This is a genomic window from Paenibacillus sp. FSL H7-689, from assembly GCF_000517905.1.
GTDB lineage: Bacteria > Bacillota > Bacilli > Paenibacillales > Paenibacillaceae > Paenibacillus > Paenibacillus amylolyticus.
Window position 1 is genome coordinate 380,514 of record NZ_ASPU01000021.1, and the last position, 23,290, is coordinate 403,803.

The 23,290-nt window shown below is 48.6% G+C and carries 19 protein-coding genes; 9 read left to right on the forward strand and 10 right to left on the reverse strand.

Annotated elements, in window-relative coordinates; translation table 11 throughout:
- Positions 1 to 177: 177 nt before the first annotated feature.
- Positions 178 to 1,728, forward strand: a complete 1,551-nt coding sequence (gene gntK / locus C170_RS19070) for a gluconokinase (protein WP_036612999.1) — start codon at positions 178 to 180, stop codon at positions 1,726 to 1,728.
- Between the two features lie 455 nt (positions 1,729 to 2,183).
- Here gntK and C170_RS19075 read toward each other — a convergent pair whose 3' ends face one another.
- Both C170_RS19075 and C170_RS19080 read right to left on the reverse strand, forming a co-directional pair.
- Complete coding sequence (locus C170_RS19075; RefSeq protein ID WP_051447290.1) at positions 2,184 to 2,705, reverse strand: hypothetical protein; 522 nt, start codon at positions 2,703 to 2,705, stop codon at positions 2,184 to 2,186.
- Positions 2,706 to 2,902: 197 nt separating this feature from the next.
- A complete protein-coding gene (locus tag C170_RS19080) occupies positions 2,903 to 3,292 on the reverse strand; it encodes a nuclear transport factor 2 family protein (protein ID WP_051447291.1) in 390 nt (129 codons plus the stop codon).
- Between the two features lie 390 nt (positions 3,293 to 3,682).
- Between C170_RS19080 and C170_RS19085 the strand changes: the two genes are divergently transcribed.
- The 3 genes from C170_RS19085 (at position 3,683) to C170_RS19095 (ending at position 5,963) form a co-directional block, all read left to right on the forward strand.
- The gene (locus tag C170_RS19085; protein WP_036613001.1) at positions 3,683 to 4,000 is read left to right on the forward strand and encodes an ArsR/SmtB family transcription factor; all 318 of its coding nucleotides are present in this window, start codon (positions 3,683 to 3,685) and stop codon (positions 3,998 to 4,000) included.
- Positions 4,001 to 4,069: 69 nt separating this feature from the next.
- Entirely contained in the window at positions 4,070 to 4,885 is an 816-nt protein-coding gene (locus C170_RS19090) for a hypothetical protein (RefSeq protein WP_036613002.1), read from the forward strand.
- Between the two features lie 118 nt (positions 4,886 to 5,003).
- On the forward strand, positions 5,004 to 5,963 hold the full coding sequence (locus C170_RS19095) for an MraY family glycosyltransferase (RefSeq protein WP_036613004.1): 960 nt from the start codon (positions 5,004 to 5,006) through the stop codon (positions 5,961 to 5,963).
- Between the two features lie 121 nt (positions 5,964 to 6,084).
- Here the strand turns inward: C170_RS19095 and C170_RS19100 are convergent, their stop codons facing one another.
- The 3 genes from C170_RS19100 to C170_RS19110 all read right to left on the reverse strand — a co-directional run bounded on the left by C170_RS19100 (position 6,085) and on the right by C170_RS19110 (position 9,278).
- Positions 6,085 to 6,903, reverse strand: coding sequence for a carbohydrate ABC transporter permease (locus C170_RS19100; RefSeq protein WP_036613005.1), 819 nt, complete (start codon positions 6,901 to 6,903; stop codon positions 6,085 to 6,087).
- Positions 6,903 to 7,796 (reverse strand): carbohydrate ABC transporter permease, encoded by an 894-nt coding sequence (locus tag C170_RS19105; protein WP_036613007.1) that lies wholly within the window; start codon positions 7,794 to 7,796, stop codon positions 6,903 to 6,905. The genes C170_RS19100 and C170_RS19105 overlap by 1 nt, the downstream gene beginning before the upstream one ends.
- Positions 7,797 to 7,934: 138 nt before the next feature.
- Positions 7,935 to 9,278 (reverse strand): ABC transporter substrate-binding protein, encoded by a 1,344-nt coding sequence (locus tag C170_RS19110; RefSeq protein WP_036613008.1) that lies wholly within the window; start codon positions 9,276 to 9,278, stop codon positions 7,935 to 7,937.
- Between the two features lie 489 nt (positions 9,279 to 9,767).
- On the opposite strand from C170_RS19110, the gene C170_RS19115 reads away from it, so the two are divergent.
- Entirely contained in the window at positions 9,768 to 10,799 is a 1,032-nt protein-coding gene (locus C170_RS19115) for a LacI family DNA-binding transcriptional regulator (RefSeq protein WP_036613115.1), read from the forward strand.
- Positions 10,800 to 11,232: 433 nt separating this feature from the next.
- Here the strand turns inward: C170_RS19115 and cydC are convergent, their stop codons facing one another.
- The 4 genes from cydC to C170_RS19135 are packed head-to-tail and all read right to left on the reverse strand — an operon-like array spanning position 11,233 to position 17,505.
- The gene (cydC, locus tag C170_RS19120; RefSeq protein ID WP_081745986.1) at positions 11,233 to 13,170 is read right to left on the reverse strand and encodes a thiol reductant ABC exporter subunit CydC; all 1,938 of its coding nucleotides are present in this window, start codon (positions 13,168 to 13,170) and stop codon (positions 11,233 to 11,235) included.
- A 1-nt stretch (position 13,171) separates the two neighbouring features.
- Positions 13,172 to 15,088 carry a thiol reductant ABC exporter subunit CydD gene (cydD, locus tag C170_RS19125; RefSeq protein ID WP_036613011.1) on the reverse strand — a complete coding sequence of 639 codons (1,917 nt, stop codon included), beginning with the start codon at positions 15,086 to 15,088 and terminating at the stop codon, positions 13,172 to 13,174.
- Position 15,089: 1 nt separating this feature from the next.
- On the reverse strand, positions 15,090 to 16,145 hold the full coding sequence (gene cydB / locus C170_RS19130; RefSeq protein WP_235200799.1) for a cytochrome d ubiquinol oxidase subunit II: 1,056 nt from the start codon (positions 16,143 to 16,145) through the stop codon (positions 15,090 to 15,092).
- Positions 16,090 to 17,505, reverse strand: coding sequence for a cytochrome ubiquinol oxidase subunit I (locus C170_RS19135; protein WP_036613016.1), 1,416 nt, complete (start codon positions 17,503 to 17,505; stop codon positions 16,090 to 16,092). Before C170_RS19135 ends, cydB begins: the two co-directional genes overlap by 56 nt.
- Positions 17,506 to 17,887: 382 nt before the next feature.
- On the opposite strand from C170_RS19135, the gene C170_RS19140 reads away from it, so the two are divergent.
- From C170_RS19140 to C170_RS19160, 4 genes are read left to right on the forward strand one after another with little or no spacing between them, the layout of a single operon-like run.
- On the forward strand, positions 17,888 to 19,180 hold the full coding sequence (locus C170_RS19140) for a tetratricopeptide repeat protein (RefSeq protein ID WP_036613024.1): 1,293 nt from the start codon (positions 17,888 to 17,890) through the stop codon (positions 19,178 to 19,180).
- A complete protein-coding gene (locus C170_RS19145) occupies positions 19,177 to 20,172 on the forward strand; it encodes a glycosyltransferase (protein ID WP_235200800.1) in 996 nt (331 codons plus the stop codon). The genes C170_RS19140 and C170_RS19145 overlap by 4 nt, the downstream gene beginning before the upstream one ends.
- 1 nt (position 20,173) lies before the next feature.
- Complete coding sequence (locus C170_RS31380; RefSeq protein ID WP_235200801.1) at positions 20,174 to 21,715, forward strand: glycosyltransferase family 4 protein; 1,542 nt, start codon at positions 20,174 to 20,176, stop codon at positions 21,713 to 21,715.
- Complete coding sequence (locus C170_RS19160; RefSeq protein WP_081745988.1) at positions 21,712 to 22,383, forward strand: class I SAM-dependent methyltransferase; 672 nt, start codon at positions 21,712 to 21,714, stop codon at positions 22,381 to 22,383. Before C170_RS31380 ends, C170_RS19160 begins: the two co-directional genes overlap by 4 nt.
- A 292-nt stretch (positions 22,384 to 22,675) precedes the next feature.
- On the opposite strand, the gene C170_RS31055 is transcribed toward C170_RS19160, so the two are convergent.
- Positions 22,676 to 23,290: hypothetical protein (locus C170_RS31055; protein WP_200868508.1), on the reverse strand; the 615-nt coding region annotated here is incomplete at its 5' end.

Genomic DNA, 23,290 nt, shown 5'->3' on the forward strand with positions numbered 1-23,290 from the left:
GAAGGGACAGAAAGGGCCTGAAGAAATGGAATGTTCGCATTTATAACCAAATTTCTCCCTTTGAAGAGGGAATCGAGAAATTTGGGGATAACGGCGATCGGAAGGCTTTCTGTACCCGAAGTGTTAACGTTTAACAGCATTCATTCACTTATATATTTAAGAAAGAGGGATGACAAAATGGCTTCTTCACCCTATATGATCGGCGTAGATATCGGCACGACCTCCACCAAGGCCGTCTTGTTCGAACAGAACGGAACCATTGTGGCTCAAGGCAGTGCCGATTATCCGCTACACACCCCCACACCTGCGATTGCGGAGCAGGATGCGGAAGATATTTTCAAAGCAGTCATCGAGTCCGTTAAACAGGCCACTTCCAAAGCGGGAGTGAAGCCAGAGGACATCCTGTTTGTATCCTTCAGTTCGGCCATGCACAGCATTCTGCCAGTCGATCAACAGGGCACACCGCTGATGCGGGCCATGACTTGGGCAGATAATCGCAGTGCAGAGTGGACGGAAATACTCAAATCGGAGATGAATGGTCACGAAATCTATCTGAGAACAGGTACGCCGATTCATCCGATGTCCCCTCTCACCAAGATCATGTGGCTCACCCGGGATCAGCCTGAATTGTTCAGACAGACGCACAAATTCATATCCATGAAAGAATATGTTTTCTATAAATTATTTTCTGAATACGTCATTGATCACTCCATGGCCTCCGCAACCGGACTCATGAATCTGGAGAAACTCGACTGGGATGCTGAAGCGCTGCATGTAGCGGGCATTACGCCGGAACACTTGTCCCGATTGGTCCCAACCACACATGTGCTGAAACATGGGTTGCACCCGGAGTACGCCAAGGAGATGGGCATTGCGGTCACCACACCATTTGTTATCGGTGCAAGTGATGGTGTGCTCTCCAATCTGGGCGTGAACGCCATTGATCCGGGCGTCGTGGCCGTGACCATTGGTACCAGTGGAGCGATTCGTACAGTCGTAGATAAACCGGTGACCGATCCCAAAGGACGCTTCTTCTGTTATGCACTCACGGAAGATGCTTGGGTCATTGGCGGACCGGTGAACAATGGTGGTGTTATTTTCCGCTGGATTCGGGACGAGTTTGCAGCTTCCGAGGTGGAGACTGCGAAACGACTTGGCATCGATCCATATGAAGTGCTCACTCGTGTCGCAGAAAACGTACCTCCGGGTTCGGAAGGTCTCTTGTTCCATCCGTATATGACGGGTGAGCGGGCTCCACTCTGGAATCCGAACGCACGCGGCTCATTTTTCGGTCTGACGCTGCATCATAAGAAAGAACATATGATTCGCGCTGCGCTCGAAGGTGTGTTGTTTAACCTGTACACGGTCATGCTGGCGATCGAAGAAAAGATTGGCCGTCCGAAAAAAATTCAGGCGACAGGCGGCTTCGCCCGCTCTGAGTTGTGGCGACAGATGATGGCCGATATTTTCGATCAGGATGTCATCATCCCCGAAAGTATTGAAAGCTCCTGTCTCGGCGCTGCTGTACTGGGCTTGTACGCTCTTGGCCGCATCGATTCACTGAGTGCCGTCTCCGGCATGATCGGATCAACGCATCGGCACCAACCAGACCCGGACAGTGTCCGCGTCTACCGGGAACTGCTGCCGATCTTCATCCGCATTTCCCGCAAATTCGAAGAAGAGTATGCGGATATCGCTGCTTTTCAGAATAAGACGATGCAGGGATAAGGGCGGCAGTAGATTGCATGTAGGATGACCGGAGAACGGGACGATGTGAGGGCTAGAAGGTTAAAAGCCTAGGATGTTGCAACACGTTGGACGGTCAAAAGTTGAGATGGAATAGCTAACGAATCGTAGACATCTTATATGAGGTTTATAGCATGTTTTCAAAATCTAACGAACCTGAGCCACCTTATATCGGCTTACATGGGCACAAAACTGCTCTAGAACCTAATATGTAGCCAATTAACGTGTCTGTGGTTCGTTAGAAATTTATTTTCTCCAAATATCCTCCAATAGCGCGTCACAGGTTCGTTAGAATTAATACGAGATATCGTAAGTTAAAGAGACCCACCCCGCCATGGTTATGTCCATATGGGAATGGGCTTTTTTTCATGCACAGACTATATAAACTCTATTTAGATTGGATCAAATTTATCTCTCATCATACTTGGAGCTTCCCTTTATGTTCTATTAAAGTATCCAGGGGCCGCCACAGCAACCGTCCTAAAATAGAAAAACCTCTTTTCCAGTTCCTGATTCTCTGGCGTAAACTCGGTCAGAAACTCAACTGAATTCATCATTTCTTCGGTCATCACGCTAGGTCTCCACAAAGCCAATTGGATGTCTTTGAAAATAAAAGAAAATCCCAACTCCGCATCGATGTCTCGAGTATATGGTGTCTTACTATCTATTAGCTTAACGAGATCATCAGCCTTTGTTCGAAAAACATCAATATTATCATATGTAAGGACAACATCAGATTCATCAGGTGGATAATCGTGTGGATTAGTTACTTCAATGAAATAGAGTTTATGTCCCGAATCATACTCCATTTGGTTGTAGAGCTGACTAATCTCTGGGGTGATGCACTCAATGATCTCTTCTACCTCTGATTTACTCATTCCCAACTTAAATGGTCCAATACCGACCATCGGTATGACCTCTAAAGGTTCCATGGCGTTTCGGTTCCCAACTTCGTTCATGTAGTTCACTCCTCTTTATTCCAACAAATAAGAATTATAACGTTCATCCCTTTATTCTAATCCTACCCTAAAAAGAATGATTGAGCATTTTGGGTATAACAAAACCCCACAGCATGAAAAAGCGGTGGAGTTAAGGTTTCCTATCTTTTATTGATTCAGATTTCTAACAACTATAGAACTGAAATCCTAGATTTTAATTACTGATTATACTTGCTGAACGCATTCTGGTCGGCCTGTACATTCTCCAGATACACAATCTGTCCCGCATCATTTACACGTGCGATATCGATGCCTGCTTTGGCATATACCGTTCCGTCTGCCGCTTGTCCGCATACCGCCCAGTTCGTTTGGTAACTGCCGTCAGGCTGTTGCACCCACCCGTCCCACATATGTTTTACATCCTTATTGTATTCGTAGAAAGCTTTCATGAAACCATCAAACCCTGATCTGCTGGTGCCGTTAAGCACAATCTCTGCGTCCGGTGTAAACAGGGACAATAAGTCCTGCATGGCGCGCTCGTCTGTGCGTGAAGCATCAAATAAACGGAAATAGTTGTTCAACATCGTAGTTGTATTTGTGACACTCATTTATATTCCTCCTAGAATAAAAAGCCGTTTTCCAATCTTTCAGTTCGAATATTTTCGAACTATCGAAAAGAAATGTATCATACTTCTTATACTGCCTGCAAGAAATATATAAGTTGAGACCGACTTTTACACTAACACGGAGAGTGCAGAACCAATCTGAATAAGCGAAGCGTGCGCTTAAAGCTTTCTGAAAGAAAGCTACATCGGAAGCATACACTATCACCGGATTTTTCCCTTGGACCAAGGGAATAAGAAAATCTGGGGATAAGAGCGATCGAAAGATGGTACTGCAATCGGAGTAAACAAGTGTAATAGTTAAAAGTTCAACTTCTATAGTTCGAAATATTTCAAACATTGAAAGAGAAAGCCGATTATGCTAACGTCATAGATATGAGAACTTCAACGATACCTATGGCTTCGGAACTGAAGCTGACTACGGTCTGCAATGCATTGGGTGATCCGATCCGCATGAAAATTGCACACTGTCTGGCCAGTTCTGGCGAGAAAAACTGTTCCGCCTTCGAAGTAGACCATATTTCCAAATCCACGTTGTCCCATCACATCAAAATTTTACGTGAAGCTGGCGTGATACAGCCACGCATTGAAGGTAAACAGCACTTTTATTCCCTACGAAAGGAAGAGCTAAACACACGTTTTCCAGGCCTCGTCGAGATGATTCTGAATACAACCGAGGAATACGTAGACTAAAGTAAGCAGGTTTGAAATTGAAGAACTACTTTCATCATAATCGCAATTCCCATAAAGGAGGCTAACCATATGGACAAAAAGGCAGCAAAGATACTGCTGAGCACCTTCTGGGGAGGTGGTGGCTGGAAAACAACCTCTCCACCCTTCTCTGGAGATGAATTTGAATATGCCAAAAGCAAAGGTGTCATGTTTGATCCACTCACGATCACGCATGACGAGATTGTCCAGCGTCTATACGACATGCATCAGGATGACTCGTTTAAGGAACGGGTGATTTCGGCATTTCTACATAGTCTGTCCACCAAAAAAGTCTATCTGCGCAGCGCATTATCCAGCTGGGCTTTAACATCGAACATGCCTTTACACACCTATGCGGAACGCCCTGCCCTTCACCCTAACACCAGTGCCTGTGGAGATTGTAACTTCCTGCGTTTGCAGTCAGACAAGGAATATTCCAATGTAGACTTAAACGTCCTTAATTTTGAACGGATTAAGTGGGGCGGCGTGCGTCACGGCTGGCTTATCTATTGCCTGATGGATCTGGAATTACTGCTTCAGGACAACGATGCAAACTATGAAGTAACCCCTGAAGACCAAGCCATCCTGGTCAACCTGCTTGAAGCAGCTCAGACGGAAGACCCCAAGGACAGTGCTCGCTCACTTGAGAAAAAGTGGAAGGATCTCTTCCCTTCCAGCAAACAGGAGCGGGATGCCCTGCTGGAAATCTGGGCTGCAGCCGGCATACTGGTTCCTGGAGATAAACCGAGAAAACGCAAAGGTGGTTCCAGCGATTTTGTCTTTGCAGCAACCTGGCAAGGTGATGATGGATATCATACAGAAGCCGTAAAACATTATTTCGGCTCCTATCTTCCTCAAATACAATAAAACCTGAACTTTTGCTCACCTTTGCGTACGTCTGGTTACAATAATGACATCGACAGATTTCCTGTTTAACTCGTATAATAAGGGGAAATTGGTAGATGGGAGTGAAACAAGCGAGTTTATGGTATACATACTGGCTTTTATAGTGTCTTTTGCTGTCGTGGTTCTGCTTATTCCACCGCTTGGTCGATTGGCTCACCGGCTCGATTTTGTGGACAAGCCTCGGGAAGATGTGGAGCGTAAGCTACACAGGCAACCTATCCCGCTCACGGCGAGTTACGCGATATTTACTGGATTTTTCCTGACATACATTGCTCTTACGAAAGAAATCACATGGGAAACAGCGGCTCTGGTCGCTGGTGGTATGCTTCTGCTAACGATTGGTACCGTCGACGACTGGTACAAAACAAAAGGCAAAGATTTTCCTGCCCTGCCCAAAATGCTCGTACAAGTCTCTGCGGCAGTACTCGTATTTGCTTCTGGCATTGCGTTCACCGGATTTGTGAATCCCTTCAACGCGGAATATGTCATGCTTCCGATCTGGCTGCAATTCATTCTCACGATCCTGTGGATCTTCGGGGTGACAACAGTCATCAACTTCTCGGACGGCATGGACGGACTGGCTGGCGGGTTATCGGCCATCTCGGCAATTACCCTGTTCATCGTGGCGCTTGCCAAAGGTCAAAGTGATTCCGCACTCATGTCGATCATTCTGGTCGGTGTAACGATTGGTTATCTGAAGTACAACAAAGCTCCTGCCAAAGTATTCATGGGTGATGCAGGCGCTACGTTCCTTGGCTTCATTCTGGCGGTTATCGCTCTGGATGGTGCATTCAAACAAGCAACCATGTTGTCCATCTTCATTCCGATTCTGGCGCTGGGTGTACCGATCTTCGACAACATCTTTGTCGTTATCAAACGTTTCATTCAAGGTAAAGCGATCTATCAGGCCGATGCAAGTCAAGCTCATTATCGGTTGCTGCGTGCCGGATTGAATCAAAATCAGGTGGTGGGTGTGCTGTATCTAGTCAGCACATGTCTGTGTCTATCCTCCATTATTTTGATGTTAGTGGAGTTATAAAACCAAAATAACGATGAAAATAATAGAAGCCACCTTCATTGCGTTGAGGGTGGCTTTTTTATGATGTTTTTTTGGGTCGCTTGCCTTTTTTTCTTTTCAGTTAAAGCGGAGTGATTCTAACTTACGATTTAACAGCCCCTGCCATAGCACCTCCAACAATGAAACGTTGCAAAGCAACATACAGGACAACCAGTGGCAAGGTAACAATCAGAATGCCACAGGCGAGCAGCGGCCAGTTGTTCATGTACTGTCCATAAAATGTAAAGAGTCCTTTGGTTACCGGCTGATAATTCGGATCAGATAAATAAATGGTCGGCCCGATAATATCGTTCCATACACCAATCGCGGTAAGAATAATACCTGTTGCCAGGATTGGTTTCATTAACGGAACAAGGATAGTGAACAGATACCTTGTATACCCGCACCCGTCCATGGCAGAGGCCTCATCCAGTTCACGCGATATTGATTTGATATAACCCACAAACATGAGAAAGGCAATGCCCGTACCTGTCGTCTTCAATAAGATGTACCCGATTTGGGTGTTGTAAAGACCCAGATTATTGATCAGGGAAAACTGCGGAATGAGCGGGTTGGGAAGGTACATGGAAATCAGAAAGAAAATATAAATGAGTGTGCTGAATTTAACATATCTGCGTGCGAGCGGGAATGCAGCAAATATAGATAAAATCAACGTCAGCAGGGTGGACATCCCTGTATAGAGCACACTGTTCCACATATACTGAGAGAAGTTCCCTTTGTCCCATGCTTCGGAAAAGTTCTCAAGCCGGATCCCTTCAGTAAGAGCTACAGGATCGAGCAGATACTCTGTCTGTGTCTTCATGGATACATTGAACAGATAGAATAGAGGGAAAACGTACAACGCAAGCATGAGCAGAACGATAACGTAGCTGACCATTCTGGACGTTTGGCTCTGTTTCATTACGCTTCCACCTCTCTTCTGCGGAGATAAAATAAAGCAACCATCGATATGGTAAATACAAAGAGGAACTGAATCATCGCCACAGCAGAAGCCAAACCGTAATCAGCCGTTCCTGTGCCAAATGCCGTAGCATAAACATCAAACGCAAGCGTCGTTGTATTGAACTTGCCGCCTGTAAGTACATAGATAATATCAAAGGTTTGCAATGCCCCTATGATAGACAAGAGCATGTTAACGGTGAATGCAGGAGCAATCATGGGGAATGTAATGTTTGTAAATGCTTTCCACCCCGAAGCACCATCCATGTAACCCGCCTCATACAGATCACTCGGAATAGACTGCAGACCTGCAAGAAAAATCGTCATGGAGTAACCCATGTACATCCAGATTTGAACAAAAATAATCAATTCGAAGGCAATATTATAATCGCCAAAAAAGTTGGAACTGGTACCCAAGAAATTCAGAAAGGACTGGGCTGGTCCGCCCAGCGGATTTGCAACGAGTTGCCAAATGAGTCCAGACACAGTAACCCCCAGCACCACTGGCAAAAAGAATACCGCGCGATATAATTTATCGCCTCTAAGCTTTTTATTGATCAAAATCGCTATAAACAAACCCACTGCATTTTGTATGATCACAACAGCAAACGCAAAGTATAAGGATCGCCCAATAGCATCCATTCGGTCTCCAGCATTGGATGCACCAAAAAATGTTTTATAGTTTTCAAAGCCGATAAAGCTCCATTCCTGGCCCCGAACACCAGTAGCATCTGTAAACGAAAACAGTATCGTCACAAGTGATGGACCGAAGCCAAACACGACATAAAGTAACAACGGAATGCTCAAATACAGATAAGGAATAAGTCTTGCCTTACCTTTCCCAAACGGATACATCGTCCTCACACCTTTCATGGGGTAAAACTAAGACATAAGAAAACCGGAATAACAGCCTTGTCTGGCCTGAAGGCTCAGACCCGAGCGCTATTCCGGCGCATGCGGCCAACTTGTGCCATGAATATGAATGATTATGAATTACTTTGGAGCAGCAGCATCCCAATCTGCTTGGGATTTACCTGCAAGCTCTTCCGGTGTTGCAATCGGTCCGGCTGGCTTGAGCATCTCTGCGTGAACGCTGGCCTCCGAAATGTACTGTCCTACATTCTGACGGTTAATGAACAACTGATCCCAAGAAAGTTTAAAGTCCTCCAGGTAAGGCTGAATGCCTTGGATAAACTCACTTGTCATCTCCACATCAGGCTGTGTAGGCAGGAAGCCGGCTGCATTCACAAATTCCGTGTAGTTCTCTTTCTCCGATAACATATCAAGCCATTTCATTGCGTAATCCTTGTTCGGTGAGTTATCCACCACCATCCAGGTCATATCGTATTTACCCGCCAGATTTTTGTTCTTGGCTGCATCATTGCTACCTGGAATTGGGAAATATCCAAACTTCAGATCAGGGTTGGCCGTTTGAATTGTTGTTGCATCCCAAGTGCCGTCAGCAATCATAGCCACCTTGCCTGTAGCGAACAAACTGGGCAATGTTCCGTAGTCAATACCCATGAAACCAGGCATTGCATTGTTCATCAGATCCTGAGATTTCTGCAAGACTTCAAGTTGAACCGGATCAGTCAGCTTGGTTTCACCAGTCCATAGACCTTTGATATAAGCAAGCTGATCTTCATGAATAGAGGCCTGAAGCCCTTGCACCGCAAGACCTATTGGCCATACATCTTTACCCGCCAGACCCAGCGCTTCGACACCATTGTCTTTGAACACTTTGATAACATGTTGCAATTCATCCCAGGTTGTAGGGATTTCCAGATTATATTTTGCGAAGAGTTCCTTATTGTAGAACAGTCCTGCGAATGCCACCTTGCCCATGTTTACACCGTACACCTTATCGTTATACGTCATTGCGTTCTGTACATCCGCTTCATTGTAGTTTTTGATAAAAGATTGATCAGACAGATCACTGATTAACCCGGCATCGATCCATTGCTTCCACATCGGATCAGCAGCACCACTGGACCATTCCTGCGGAGCGCCTACAAAGCTTGATTTGAGTGGAATGATATCTACGTCCCCATTACTTCCGGCGTTCATCCGTGTTTGCATCAACTGATCGTATGTCGCGTCTGCCGGAACCGTAGTATATTCCACCTTTACGTCCGGATATTTCGCTTCAAATTTCGTATTAAACTCTTTGATGTAGTTGTTAATATTCTCTTGCTGCCAGTGAATGATCTTCAAGGTAACTTTTTTGCTGCTGTCTGTAGCCTGAGTTCCTTCTGATTCCGAAGAGCTGTTACTACAAGCGGCGAGCACACATAATAAAGCGGTTACAAGTACAATGGTTAAAGTCATTTTCTTCATTTTCGTTGTCCCCCAAATTTTTGAATTAAATCTACGAAATCAGTTTCGTTAATTCCACCCTTATTATGACTTCAGATCTTTATTTTGTAAATAGTCATTTTGTTTTTTTGATTTCCATGCTTTAACACGCTTGATAAAAGCTTTATTTATTGCTGTATACGTTGAAATCAAGGTACCCTTTACGATAGTCACGAAAGCTACGAAACACAGCACATGACATAATTTCATTTAAGCCCCAGACAACCCGGCATTCCTTTAAATGGACTCAAAATCTGTAAAATAATTAAGATTACGAGCTAAAATTCGTCCTTATTTTCGCGACAAACCTCCTTGATCACTTCAAACCTATGAATGCATATCATTTCAAGTGTGAAACCCTCTCTCTGCTGTTGACTCTCCGGTCTATGTAGCATAGAATACTTGCAAGAAAGCGAAAAAACCGATACAGCCCCAGTTTACGAAACCAGTTTAGGAATCCGAGGGATGTTTATGAATATCAAAACGATAGCGAGTTTAGCCGGCGTGTCTGTAGCCACGGTGTCCAAGATTATCAATAACTATCCAGATATTAGCGAGGAAACGCGCCAGCGTGTGCTTAAAATTATGGAAGAGACAGGCTATCGTCCATCTTCTTCAGCCAAAACACTGGCAACCAAAAAATCCAGCCTCGTTGGCGTTGTGTTTGCAGGGAAGCTGAACGTGGATTTCAGTCACCCTTTCTTCGTACAGGTTATCAATGCGTTTAAGAAACAAATTGGCTTGCTTGGATACGATCTACTCTTCTTCTCGAATGAGAAGTTTCTGGATCAGGGTGAGGACTACTTGGCGAGATCCAAGTATTTTCAAGTGGATGGCTGTATTATTATTGCGGGGGATGAGGTCGAGAGCAGCATATTCGACCTGGATGCCAGCCTGATTCCTTGTATCGGAATAGATATCGAGCTAACAGGACAAAGCTCCTGTTACATCATGTCCGATAACGATAAGATCTCAACCAAAGTTGTAGAACAATTTTATATGAACGGTTATCGAGATGTTGGTTTTATCGGGCTGGAGTGCGCCTCTCTTGTGATGCAACAGAGAGAGATGGCTTTCAAACGTTCACTAAATCAGTTTAGTCTTGATGAAAAGCCCGAGTGGGTTGTATACAGCAAAGATTATGCCGCAGCGGATGGATACGAAGCGGCCAAGAAAATGCTCGCCTGCAAAACTCTTCCACGTGCCGTGTTTGCAGCCACAGATCTACTTGCCTTTGGAGCTATTCGCGCCTTTAAGGAAGTGGGGTTACGCATTCCAGAAGATATAGCTGTGGCAGGTTGTGACGACATCGAAGCCTGCCGTTATACCGATCCACCACTAACAACCGTCAAGCAGGATACGGACAAAATTGGACGCCTTGCTGCCATGATTCTGTTTGATCTGATGAACAAACAAATGGATAATCGTTGCATTAAAGTTGAGCCGGAACTGGTTGTGCGTCAATCCTGTGGCACAGCCATGCTGCTGGCACAGGAAATCTGAGCGTTAAGTCTTTGGGACTGGCTGCTTCAGATCAGCTCACATCCTGGGCATAGCGAATTTTTCATACTATATAAATTGAACTAAACATTTACACGAGAACGTAGAGGACAGAAATAACCTGAAGAAGCGGAGCTAAAAGCTTTCTGAAAAGAAAGCTGCATCGGAAGCATACGCTTCGCCTTTATCAACAGATTTTCTCCTTTGTAAAGCCGAATATAAAAAATCTGGGGATAACAGCGATCAGAAGGTTGTTCTGTCATCGGAGTGGCAAGTGTAAATATTCTTTAGTTCAATTTATATAGTCCACACCAAGAAGCAAAAAGGGGATGTCCCATAAGTCATGAATATGACAGGGGACATCCCTTGTTTGTGTTATTTTGTTTTAATGAACCTGAGACACGCTATTCGCTTCCATTTGCCGAGAAAGTTCCTGCTATCTGGAAGCGGCAGTAGGCAGCTTGCCCTCTACTGTCTGCAAGTCAGACCACCCCGGCCGATCAAGTTCAATGAGACGGCGGTATCGCTCTTCCCCAGCCAGCAATTGTTCGTGAGAACCCTGCATGGCAATCTTTCCATTTTCCATAAAAATAAGTTCATCCATCTGTTCCGCACCAATCAGGTGATGGGTCACCCAGATCATCGTTTTGCCTTGCAAGCTACCCAGGATAGTACGCATCAACTCTCGTTCCGTCACCGGATCAAGCCCTACGGTTGGTTCATCCAATATAATAACGGGTGTCTCCCGGAGCAGTACCCGGGCCAGAGCGATCCGTTGCCTTTCCCCACCAGAGAAACGCAGGCCCGTCTCCAGCATCGGTGTATCATATCCCTGCGGCAAGGATTCGATCAGACCGGATAAACCTACTTGCGCGGCCACCTGACGAATCTCCTCATCCGTTGCATGTGGACGACCAATCCGCAGATTATTAGCTACCGTGGTGTCGAACAAGTGAGGACTCTGATTCAGCACTGCGATGACATCAGTGACACTCTCATCCAAGGTCTGCACAGACATATTATTGATCAGAACTTTCCCCGCAGATGGAAGCAATGCCCCCTGAATCAGTTTCAACAAGGTTGATTTCCCGCCGCCGCTTCGTCCAAGAATAGCTAATCGTTTGCCTTGTGGCAGATGAAGGGATACGTCCTGTACGGCGTAGGAATCATCCGTTGCATAACGATAACTTACGAGATTAATCTCGATGTCTGCTCTGAGTTTGGGTGGAATGCGAAGACGAATTCGTCTGTCCGGGATAACATTCGCAGCTGGCAAGGACTCCGATGTCTGTCCAGCCATCACGTTGCCGTTTTTTACTACAGAGATCGATTCGCCCGTTCCATCCGCATCACCAACTCCATTCTGCAACGGAAGATACCCTTTCCCTTCGAGCTGTTTCAAGCGATCCAGCGATTCACGGTACTGTGGAAGATGCTCCACCGCATCCCCTACAGGCAGAAGTGATTCCGTAAGTGGAAATAAAACCAGCACAAAAGCAGCAATCATCACGGCAGGCAATTGTCCGACAGAAGCGGCGTTTCCGGCCCATAACGTAACCGATACCACCAGCAGGCCAATGACAGACTGAGCCATCAGATCACGCCAGCGTGTCCAGCGCCGCAACTTGCGACGAATCGCGTCGACCTGTTCCTCCGCTTCTTCCTGCTGCTGAACAAATTCGGCCGCTCGTCCACTTGCAAGCCAATCTCCCAGTCCAAGTACACCGTCGGTCAGACGGGTATACAACCTGCTGTTTTCCTTTTTCAGCCGTACACGCCATTTCCACGTCACTTTCAGGGAGATCGCAGGTAACACGGCAACGAGAAATAACATATACAAACCCATCCACACCGCAAATCCCAGATCAACACTGCCAAAGGCAATCATAGCCCCACCGTACATCACGAGCGCGGTAACGGCGGGGAAGACTGTACGCAGATAGATATCCTGCAGCCGCTCCACATCATCGGCGAGTGCTCCAAGTACATCCCCGGTCTGCATACGAGAACGCAGGAACAGGGCCTGCGGCTCCAGAATGCGATATAACTTCACCCGCTGATCGGCCAATACCCGCAGTACGGCATCATGTCCTGCCAATCGCTCGATATATCGAAACACGGCGCGGAATATCCCAAATGCACGTACACCAACAATAGGTACATAGACCATCAGAATATTTTCAGGACGCAGCGCAGACTTGGAGATCAGAAATCCGGAGGTGAACAGTAGCAGTACCGCACACAAGGCAGCACATGTACCCAGCGCAATAACTGCGATGAATCTCCAGCGGTACTGTGCCACATACGGAGCAATCCAGCTATTTTTTTCTTTTCCGTTACGGACGGTCTCCATATGCTCATATCCGGACTTCATTTTATATCGCCTCCATCTGGGCCTGAATCATCTGATAATATACGCCTTGTCGTGCCAGTAACTCCTGATGTGTTCCCGTCTCTGCCACTGTGCCGCCATCCATGACAATAATCCGATCCATATGCGGCATCCAATGCAGACGATGGGTAGCCAAAAATACAAGTTTTCCTTCAAATAGCGGCAGCATCGTCTGTTTCAGTTCATACTCTGTCTCTACATCGAGATGAGCTGTCGGTTCATCAAGCAACAGGATGTTTCGTTTACTAAGCAAGGCCCTTGCCAGCGCCACGCGTTGCTCCTGCCCACCACTGAGCTGTCTGCCGCCAGCCCCAATAGGCTCATGCAGCCCACCAGATAATGAAGACAGTAGTTTGGTTAATCCAGCTGCGCTAATAGCCTTGGCCACTTCCGCATCCGAAGCCTCCGGCATGTAGAAACGAACGTTATCCGCCAGACTTCCGCTGAAGATATACGGATGCTGCGGGATAGCTGCCGTCTGTCTTCGCCAGGATTCAAGCATATCCTGTGTCACAGGCTGCCCGTTGGCTAATACTTGGCCTGAAGTAGGAAGCTGAAATCCAGCCAATACATCAATCAACGTGGACTTGCCTGCTCCGCTGGCGCCAATAATACCGATTTTGCCAAGACCTGTGATCTGAAATGTGACATCCTTTAGCGAATAAGGACCTTCATCATCGTGTCGTACCTGTACATCCGTTAGAGCCAATCTACTATTCTCATTCCAAGAGAACACTGAGGAAGAGGAAGAAACAAGCTCAGGAGTAGTAGAAACAGAAACAGGATCAGGAGCAAGATGCCCCGCAGCCGTTTTATCGTTCAACACGACACGTATAGTCGAAGTGCCTGCTTTCCTTTTACCCGAAGATAACGATGATGCAGATCCCGTCCCATCCTCTGCCATGTCCGCATGCGCAACAACATTTGCATAGGCTTCTTTCTGTTTTTGTTCAGCGGCTTTCCCTCGTTCAATCACCTGATTAATGGCTGCTCCGGCTTCCTTGCCATCCAATGTGGCATGATAATCAGCGCCGAGCATACGTACAGGCAGGAAATATTCAGGTGCCAGAATCAGTACTGTCAGCGCAGGTCCGAGCAGCATATGTCCCTCCGTCAGACGTAATCCCAGACCAACCGCCACCGAAGCAACGGACAACATCGTAAAGAAATCGAGTGCAAACGAAGAAAGAAAAGCCATGCGCAGAGTAGACATCGTTGCTTTCCGATACCGCTGACTGACCCGCAAAATGGACCCTTCATGTGTTTTGCTCTGTCCCAATGTTTTTAGCGTTTCTAGTCCACGCAAGGTATCAACAAAATGGTTAGCGAGTGCTTTGTAAGATCTGAATTGTCCGTCTATCTTACGCTGAGCTACGAGGCCAATCAGAATCATGAATACGATCAGGATTGGGAGTGTCAGCATCAGAATAACCCCGGACATCAAATCCAGCTTGAACATATACAGCAAAATGACGATGGGTGTGAATCCTATGCCCAGCATGCGAGGAATAAATAGTTCCAGATACGTCTTGTATTGAGCTGTTCCCTCACGTGCCAGTGTGACCAGATGGCCTGTGCCCTCTGTCTTGGCATAACGCGGCCCGAGCCTGAACCACTGCTCCACCATCTGTCTGCGCAGATCAGTCCCTGTCCTCTCCGCATATCGTGAGGTCACGAGTTGTAACCAGAAGGATAGGGCGTAGCGGGCGGCAAAAGCAGCCAGGAACAGCAGCAGTACAGGGTACTGCTCCGTTACGGATGAACCTTCAAATAATGCCGTTATGGCCTGTGCTAGCCATTTAGCCTGCATAATGATCGTCATCGCCTGTAGCATCACCAGCGCTGAGGCCAGCGCAAGTACCGGCCGGATGCCCGGCAGCTTCATCAGCCCCCGTCCCATATCAGTACTCCAGGTGGTGCTGCTCGTTCAGGCGTTTACGGAAGATATAATAACTCCAGATCTGATAGCCAAGAACAAACGGCAGCAATGTGCAAGCTACAATGGTCATTACTTTCAATGAATACGCACCCGATGCGGCATTGTATACAGTCAGGTCATACGCCGCCCCAAAGGAACTCACCATCACTCTTGGGAAAAGTCCGATAAAGACCGAGGAAAAGGCAATTGCAATCACTGCTCCAGTCATACCGAAAGCCCAGCCTTCACGCTTCTGACGAACAAAGTATGCCGCAAGTGCAAGCGAAACTGCGCCAAGTACAACCATGATCCAAAGAGCCCAGCCGCGTACGGCGAACACATCGGTCATGAAATACGTCATTAACGCGTAAACAGCGAGTAGTGCAGCCAGCGGCAGCATCAATTTTTGCGCTGTCTTCAAGGCACGCTCTCTGAGATCACCTACTGTCCGTAGTGAGGCAAACAGCAATCCATGCACCAGACATAACAGGGTTACGCTCAAGCCACCAATCACGGTGTACGGATTAACAATATCGAGGAATCCTGCACGCAATTGCATCTCCCCATCAATGGGCAGACCTTTCATCAACGTGGCAAAGACCACGCCGAACAGGAAAGGCAAGAGCGCGCTGGAGACCACAATGATGATGTCCCATGTTTTGCGCCAGCGTTGCTGTTTCATTTTACTGCGGAATTCGAAAGCAACTCCGCGGCCAATCAAGGCAAGCAACACCACCACAAGTGGCAGGTAAAAACCACTGAACAACGTGGCATACCAGTGCGGGAAGGCAGCAAACATTGCTCCCCCCGCCGTAATCAGCCATACTTCATTACCATCCCAGAACGGACCGATTGAGTTAATCAGGGTCCGGCGTTCACGATCTGTTTTGGCAATAATGCCTGTAGACATCCCCACACCAAAATCAAAACCTTCCAAAAAGAAGAAACCGACAAACAATACGGCAATCAGCAAAAACCACAACTCACTTAGTGACAACGGAATAACCTCCATCCACGCCGAACGGATCGGCCGATTCATCGTGATCTTCCGGCTTATCGACCGCAAACGGTCCTGCTTTGATCTCACGTACGAACAGGTATACCATCACGATTCCGAGAACCGTATACGCAGCGGTAAAAGCGATGGTCGAGAACAGGATCGTTCCTGCGGATACGTTCGGCGAGACCCCAGCTTCGGTTGTCATATAGCCAAATACTGTCCATGGCTGTCTTCCTACCTCGGTCATAATCCAACCTGACGTATTGGCGATAAACGGCAGGGAGATGGCGAACACCATCAGACGCATAAACCACTTTCCAGCGACCTCTAGCTTCTTACGCATGGCTAGAAATGTACCGTATAGCGCCAATGCAATCATTAAACCACCCGCTGCGATCATAATGCGGAAACTCCAGAATGTTGTCCGTACCGGCGGGATGTAGTCCCCCGGTCCATACGTCTGTTCATACTCAGCTTGAAGCTCCTTCATACCTTTGACACTACCGGAGAACTTGCTGTAGGACAGATAACTGAGCAATCCAGGGATTTTGATCTCACCCGTACTCTCCTGTTTATCCGGGTCAATAAAAGCGACCACCGTCCATGGTGCCGGATCTTCTGTCGTTGTCCATGTGCCCTCACTGGCTGCCATCTTCATCGGCTGTGTCTCCACCAGATATTGCGCCTGGAAGTGTCCGGAGAAAGCTACACCAAATGAAGAAACAAGAGCGATAATGATCGCGATATTAAACGATTTGCGGAAGATCTCCACATCCTGCTTTTTCATCAATTTGTAGGCACTGATCCCGGTTACAACGAAGGCTCCTGTCATCAATGCCCCAAAGATTGTATGTGGGAACTCGACGAGCAACTGACCATTCGTGATGAGTGCAAAGAAATCATTCATCTCGGCTCGGCCGTTGTTAATCTCAAACCCAACAGGATGTTGCATAAATGAATTGGCTGCCAGAATCCACAGCGCGGACAGGAATGTGCCGACAAACACCAGCCAGATGCAGGCTAGATGCACTTTTTTGGACAAACGATCCCATCCGAATATCCACAATCCAATAAATGTAGACTCCATAAAAAACGCCAGTAGCGCTTCAATAGCCAGTGGCGCACCGAATACGTCCCCGACAAATCGGGAGTACTCGGACCAGTTCATACCAAACTGGAACTCTTGCAAAATACCTGTGACTACCCCGACGGCAAAGTTAATCAGGAACAGCTTGCCCCAGAACTTGGCCATCGTTTTGTAGATCTCCTTACCCTTAACAACGTACAACGTCTCCATGATTGCAACCAACAGTACAAGACCGATGGATAGCGGGACAAAAAAGAAATGGAAAATCGTTGTAAGTGCATATTGGATACGCGATAACATAATCGGATCCATACCGTTACCCCTTCTTTCTGTTCACTTCGCAGTATGCGTATTTGGCATTGAAGCTGCACCTTCGCTGTCTGTCCGCCAAATACGTTGATGAACGTATTGTGCCAGATTACCTATTTTACACATGTGATAATTATCACAATCTTCGTCTCTAGCGCAAAAAAAAGTGATCCTGGTCACACAAAAGATAAAATTCAGCCTATTATCACAGCATGCCAACTGCATCTATTCATGGAAGATACTCATGTTTGGGACGGAATGCCCATATGTTAGTCTCAGGCATATCATGCGAAGTACCGTGAGGGCTTTACATATGAAGTGAAAGCATGAAGCACATGCAGAGCGAAGACGCTCCATATTACAGTCAAGGTGAGGTGAACTATTCATGGAAAAACCTGCACCACTACCAGGTGAAGACGCCGAAACCAGCCTGGATAAGGCCAGTACAACACAGCCCCCTGTCCGGTATGTTCTCTTCCCTCGCAAAGGAGGCTGGTCATCCTTTCCCTATCCCGATATTGCTGCACTGCTGTCGATCGAGGGAGAGGTCTACTATGTCAGCAGCCTGACGCAAACAGAAGATGTACCTCCGGTCATTACCATCATCTCCCTCCCTAAAGCCGAACAGCTATTGCTGGAACCTCGCACCGTAGCCGTAGTCGCCCATCCCTACTGGCTAATGGCTACAGCTTCGCTGGAGCCTGAGCTATGTATTGCCCTGCTCCCTGAGCCTGCTGGAAACGAAGCAGAATCTCCCCTATGGGAGAGCAGTATTTCCAAACTGGTCGGCATCGCCGATCTGGTAGGCACATCCTCCGAAACACGTTATATGAAGCTGTTATTCCAAGGCGTACGTGCTATCTGGCTGGGCGGAGAAGACCCTGCACCTGCGGGTACGATGCAAAAGGATGATTTCGAAGTCCCTCTCCGGGACTACGAACTGCTCTTCCTGCATGCGCTGCGGCAGATCCTGTCAGGCACTCCAGATAGCGTCACCCTGCTTCAATGCAGTGTACGTGCCGACTTCTACCGTCAGCTCCGTGCCAAAGCAGGTGCACATGAGACGATATCCTTTTTGCTGGCAGCCTATGAGTACTTGCTTGAAGATCCGCGGGCCGTGCATTCGTTGCAAGAGGCCTTCACCCATGCGGTCATGAATGGTCGCAGTGATTGTGTGGTCTCCCATTATCGATTCCTGTCTGCCATCCATGCCCGGGCTGGACAGTTGGAGGACGCCCTGCGGGTATATGGAATTAGTGCAGCAGACGAACAAGAACGGCATCATTATGAACAGCTCTGTCGCTGGTTTGAGGCAGGAGAAGATCAACTTGTACGAGCGGAATTACTGCGTATGAACGATGACTACGGAACCGCGCTGCGCATCCTGGACGAACTTGGCGGAGAAACGGCGCGACATTGGAAATTCCGCATTTACCAGGAGACTGGACGTGTGGAAGAAGCACTAGCTCTGGTGCATGCAGTCGATATTCAGGATGATGCCAGTCGCCGGGATTATCAGCAATTATCCGGCAGTGCGCTGGCACTGCGAGGGGAACGACACGGGGCAGTCCGACATTTCCTTGAGACAGCACTGGAGGATGAAGATGCGCTGGCCCGGATTGTGGAGCTGGAGCTGTTGGATCATGCTGTACAGCAATTGCTTGGGGAGGTGCCATGATGCTGGACCCGAAGAAGCGTAGACAACAGTTGAATGGGCCAATGGTGCACAGGGATATCCGAACCGAAACCACTTACACGCCAACCGAAACAGTCGATCGAACACATACAGATGCATTGGAAAATGGAGATCACACCCCGGATCATGCACAACCAACGCAGGACATCCGAAGCCAAGTGCATCACTGGAATGATTCACAAGGTCAGGCAGAACAGAATGCTGCTGTAACACAAGAGGAAACAAGTGTATTCAAAGAACCCTTTTCCATTCGTCGGGTTCGCAAAAGCAAAGGCAACAAGCTGACCGCCATGCTCCAGGTTCGCAATGAACGTGGCCGATACCTTGAAGAAGTATTGCATGATCTGAGTGAATTCGTGGATGAGATCGTCATTGTGGACGATGCCAGCACAGACGGAACACCGGACATATGCAAAGCCTATCCAAAGGTGGTCCGTCTGGAGGTATTGGAGAAACCACTGTTCGCGGAGGAATGGCGGCTTCGCAACACCTTATGGCAAGCGGCTGCGGGAACATGTCCCGACTGGTTGCTCTCAGTTGATGCGGATGAGCTGTACAGCTCAGAGGCCAAGAAAGCCATACGCACTCTGATTAATCAGGAGTATGCGGACTGGTTTGCATTCCGATTCTACGATATGTGGGGTGGCCGGACCCACTACCGGGAAGATGATCTCTGGTGTCTGCATAAACGGCATACTGCTTCACTTGTACGGTATATGCCTGGATATCCTTATTTTTATCCACAACAGAATCATCATGTTCCCCGCCTTCCCTTGTCCTGCACGGTATTGCCTGGGGTCAGCACGGAATTGAAGGTTCAGCATCTCGGATGGGCAGGCAGCCTGGAGGATCGGGTTCGTAAATATTTGCGTTACAAGCGCATTGATCCTAGCGGTGAGTGGGGCAATCTTGCACATTACGAGTCTATTCTCGATCCGGAACCTCGGCTGATTCCCTGGAAGGAGGGACCGTGAGATGGGCGTGGTGAGTATTCTGACGCATAGTTTCACCGACGGGTACAACCGGGAATTCGGCCGGGTATTTGGTGGTGGACTGGAACGCTACATTCTGGATCTGTGCAGTGTCATCCGAGGGCTCGGACATATTCCCGAAGTTCATCAGCTCTCTTATTTTGAAGCATTCCAGACTCGGACGGAGCAGATTGACGTATTTGGTTATTCGTACGACATGGATAATGTACCGGAAGCCTTTGACCGGATGGCAGCCGCAGCGCGCGGCCCAGTGATCTATGCCAGCTGTCTGTGGCAACCCATCACCTACAAACCCGGCAGTCTTGGCATCTGTCACGGCATTAACTGGGATCGTCCCGGACTGCCACTGGAGACCAAACAACAAGTCGCGGAACATATTCAACTGGCTCTGGATGGACTCGTGCGCATTGTATCCGTGGATTCCCATTTCCAGACCTTTTGCCGGGCTGCGTGCACCTATACCGATCCAAGGCAGGTTGTCCTGATTCCCAATGCAGTAGATACATCCTATTTCACACCTGCCCCGCCAACGCGGACCTTCGAGCAGAAACAGGAAGACGAATGGCTTGTCGCATGGAAGAATGATCTGGCGAGTCATGAAGAAAATGTTGGTGCAGTTATATCAGGGGTGCAGGCTGTAGAAGACAAGGGTGGAACGAGTGGTGCTGGAGCGAACAGCGGTAAGGCTAACAGAGATGGAGGTGGAGATACAGATAGCGATCAAGAACGAGAGGGAAAAAAAACGGTAGATCTCCATTTACAGTTATCGAAACGGGAAGAAGTCGAGGCAGATGGCGAAACGTATAGGTTTGCTCATAACCACCGGAATTCAAAGGATTGGGCTACGGAGATTCTGGTAGAAGCAGATGCTGAGTATCAGGTTAATGTTCCGATTCAGGGACAGGTTGAAAAGAAAACTGTGGATGCCCGTATAACCTCTCCCCGCCCAATTCGCATTATCTATCCACGCCGCATCAGCATGGAACGGGGTATTATTCCAATGATGCTGTCAGCGGATAAACTGCTTGGAGCCTTTCCAGATCTGGAGATTGAATTTGCCGGGGAACTGGTCGAAGGCAGCACGGTCGGGAGAGTCTTTCGTTACTGGCATCGTACTCATCCACATGCGGAGCGAATTAACCAGCGCACGTATGATTTCCGGGATATTCGAGAGGCCTACCATCAGGCAGATATCGCCGTAATTCCCACCGTGTTCTCGGAAGGCACCTCCTATGCCTGTCTGGAAGCGATGAGCTGTGGACTTCCGGTAATTGCCTCCAATGTTGGCGGATTGAATGATCTGATTCAGGATGGTTTTAATGGGCTACTGGTACCTCCTGGTGAGCAGGAACTAACCGCTGCACTGGTACGTCTTGTACAGGATCGGGCCGAGCGAGAACGACTGGGAATCTATGCGCGCGAGACTGCACTGTCCTATGATCTTGCCAGGTGGCGGAGCCGGTGGAGCACGGTGTTGGAATCTTTTTTGGCAGAGACAGGATTAAAGGAGGGAATTCGGGGATGATGGATACGCCCAAGGCAACGGAATTCATGGAATCAAGATACATTCGGCAAAGTGACCCTAAAACGGACACATTGGTCTTCCCGCTGCATCCGGCATGGTGGAGCCGTCCCTACGAATATGAATGGGCCCGGCGGTTTGCACGTCCAGATGATGTCGTCCTTGATGCAGCCTGCGGCATCTCCCATCCGTTCAAATTCTGGCTTGCCGAACACTGCCGCGAGGTTCACGCTTGTGACTGGGATGAACGTATTTTGTCTGAAGAGGCGATAAGACTGGATATTGTTTCTGATTTTGGCGAGCAGGCCGCTCAGGATCTGCCGGAATCAACTCTCGACCGATTGCACCGTGCAAAGGCTAATCTGGCCCAGCTTCCGTACGAGTCGGGTAAGTTTGATCGGGTGTTCTGTATCTCTGTACTGGAGCATCTGGATACAGGCACGATGCTGCGAGCTTTTCGTGAATTCGCTCGGGTGCTGAAACCAAACGGACAGTTGATCGCCACCTTCGATGTACCCGAGATGCGGCCGGATCTGCTGGAGACAATCATGGCTGTCACCGGATTAACCATTGAAGATAAACTGAATGTGAAAGAGCCGGACGATGCCATCTGGTCTGACATGTACGGCACGCCGATCCGCTGTTTTCGAGCGGTGATATGCAAAGGTTGAGACGAATTGGGTTACGTTGAGTTAAGTGCAGAGTGGAAAATTGAGGGCTTAAGGGCTCGACCCATTAGCAACGGAACAATACACGGTTCGGGCAATGCTCCGATTACCTGTAGCTCCGTTGCTTTTGCAATTTCAATTGGAGATCAATTGAGAAACAGTTCGGGATTAAAGGGATTGGGGGTTGGGGGCTAGAGACTAGCAATCATTAATCATTAATCATTAAAGATTAAAGATTAATGATTAAAGATTAAAGATTAAAGATTAAAGATTAAAGATTAAAGATTAAAGGAAATTATAGGTGTACCAGTAGCATATTGCACTGGTTGGAGTGTTCGCCAGCAGAGGCTGCGCCGGGTGCTGTCAGGCGCAGCAGGGTTTGCAGGCCCGGCGTGATTGTCGTCGCCGGGCGACCTGTGGCGGCAGGTTGCCGCGCAGTGAGTTGGGCCGATTTCGCCCATTCACGCGCCAGGCTCTGCCGCCCGGCGAGCAGCGCGAGCGTGCCCGCGAGGACTGCGTGAGCGGTGCGCTCCGAGGCGGGCACTTCGTCCGCGTGGGGCTGCTGCGTGCCGTCAGGCGTGCCGCATAGCGCAAGCAGCCCTTCGCGGACGCTAGCGGGTGCGCGCAGCAACCCGCAGCGTGCCGCAGGCGGAAGCGCTGCGAGCAACGCCAGCGCGCCGCGAGGCGGCAGGGCTTGCAGCAGGCGCAGCCATGCGGCCCAGGCGCCTACGCCGGCGAGCGCTTGCGCAGCCGCGAGCACGCCGCCCGGCGCAGGCGCGGCCGGGCCGGGCGTTGCGCCGCGGCGCGGGTTGCACGCCAGGCCGCTGCTGCGGGCCGTGGCCCCGCGCAGCAGCAGCGCCTCGGCGGCGTGGGCCGCGGCGGGCATCGCTGCCTGCTGGCGAGCCGCCGC

Excerpts from the sequence above, each read along its gene's own strand:
- C170_RS19075 (WP_051447290.1), bottom strand. The coding sequence starts at position 2,705 with ATGAACGAAGTTGGGAACCGAAACGCCATGGAACCTTTAGAGGTCATA.
- C170_RS19145 (WP_235200800.1), top strand. The coding sequence starts at position 19,177 with ATGATGCTGGACCCGAAGAAGCGTAGACAACAGTTGAATGGGCCAATG.
- cydD (WP_036613011.1), bottom strand. The coding sequence starts at position 15,088 with ATGGGACGGGGGCTGATGAAGCTGCCGGGCATCCGGCCGGTACTTGCG.
- C170_RS19140 (WP_036613024.1), top strand. The coding sequence starts at position 17,888 with ATGGAAAAACCTGCACCACTACCAGGTGAAGACGCCGAAACCAGCCTG.
- C170_RS19095 (WP_036613004.1), top strand. The coding sequence starts at position 5,004 with ATGGTATACATACTGGCTTTTATAGTGTCTTTTGCTGTCGTGGTTCTG.
- C170_RS19085 (WP_036613001.1), top strand. The coding sequence starts at position 3,683 with ATGAGAACTTCAACGATACCTATGGCTTCGGAACTGAAGCTGACTACG.
- C170_RS19100 (WP_036613005.1), bottom strand. The coding sequence starts at position 6,903 with ATGAAACAGAGCCAAACGTCCAGAATGGTCAGCTACGTTATCGTTCTG.
- C170_RS19105 (WP_036613007.1), bottom strand. The coding sequence starts at position 7,796 with ATGTATCCGTTTGGGAAAGGTAAGGCAAGACTTATTCCTTATCTGTAT.
- cydC (WP_081745986.1), bottom strand. The coding sequence starts at position 13,170 with ATGAAGTCCGGATATGAGCATATGGAGACCGTCCGTAACGGAAAAGAA.
- C170_RS19090 (WP_036613002.1), top strand. The coding sequence starts at position 4,070 with ATGGACAAAAAGGCAGCAAAGATACTGCTGAGCACCTTCTGGGGAGGT.
- C170_RS19160 (WP_081745988.1), top strand. The coding sequence starts at position 21,712 with ATGATGGATACGCCCAAGGCAACGGAATTCATGGAATCAAGATACATT.
- C170_RS19110 (WP_036613008.1), bottom strand. The coding sequence starts at position 9,278 with ATGAAGAAAATGACTTTAACCATTGTACTTGTAACCGCTTTATTATGT.
- C170_RS19135 (WP_036613016.1), bottom strand. The coding sequence starts at position 17,505 with ATGGATCCGATTATGTTATCGCGTATCCAATATGCACTTACAACGATT.
- C170_RS19080 (WP_051447291.1), bottom strand. The coding sequence starts at position 3,292 with ATGAGTGTCACAAATACAACTACGATGTTGAACAACTATTTCCGTTTA.
- C170_RS19115 (WP_036613115.1), top strand. The coding sequence starts at position 9,768 with ATGAATATCAAAACGATAGCGAGTTTAGCCGGCGTGTCTGTAGCCACG.
- cydB (WP_235200799.1), bottom strand. The coding sequence starts at position 16,145 with ATGAATCGGCCGATCCGTTCGGCGTGGATGGAGGTTATTCCGTTGTCA.
- C170_RS31380 (WP_235200801.1), top strand. The coding sequence starts at position 20,174 with ATGGGCGTGGTGAGTATTCTGACGCATAGTTTCACCGACGGGTACAAC.
- gntK (WP_036612999.1), top strand. The coding sequence starts at position 178 with ATGGCTTCTTCACCCTATATGATCGGCGTAGATATCGGCACGACCTCC.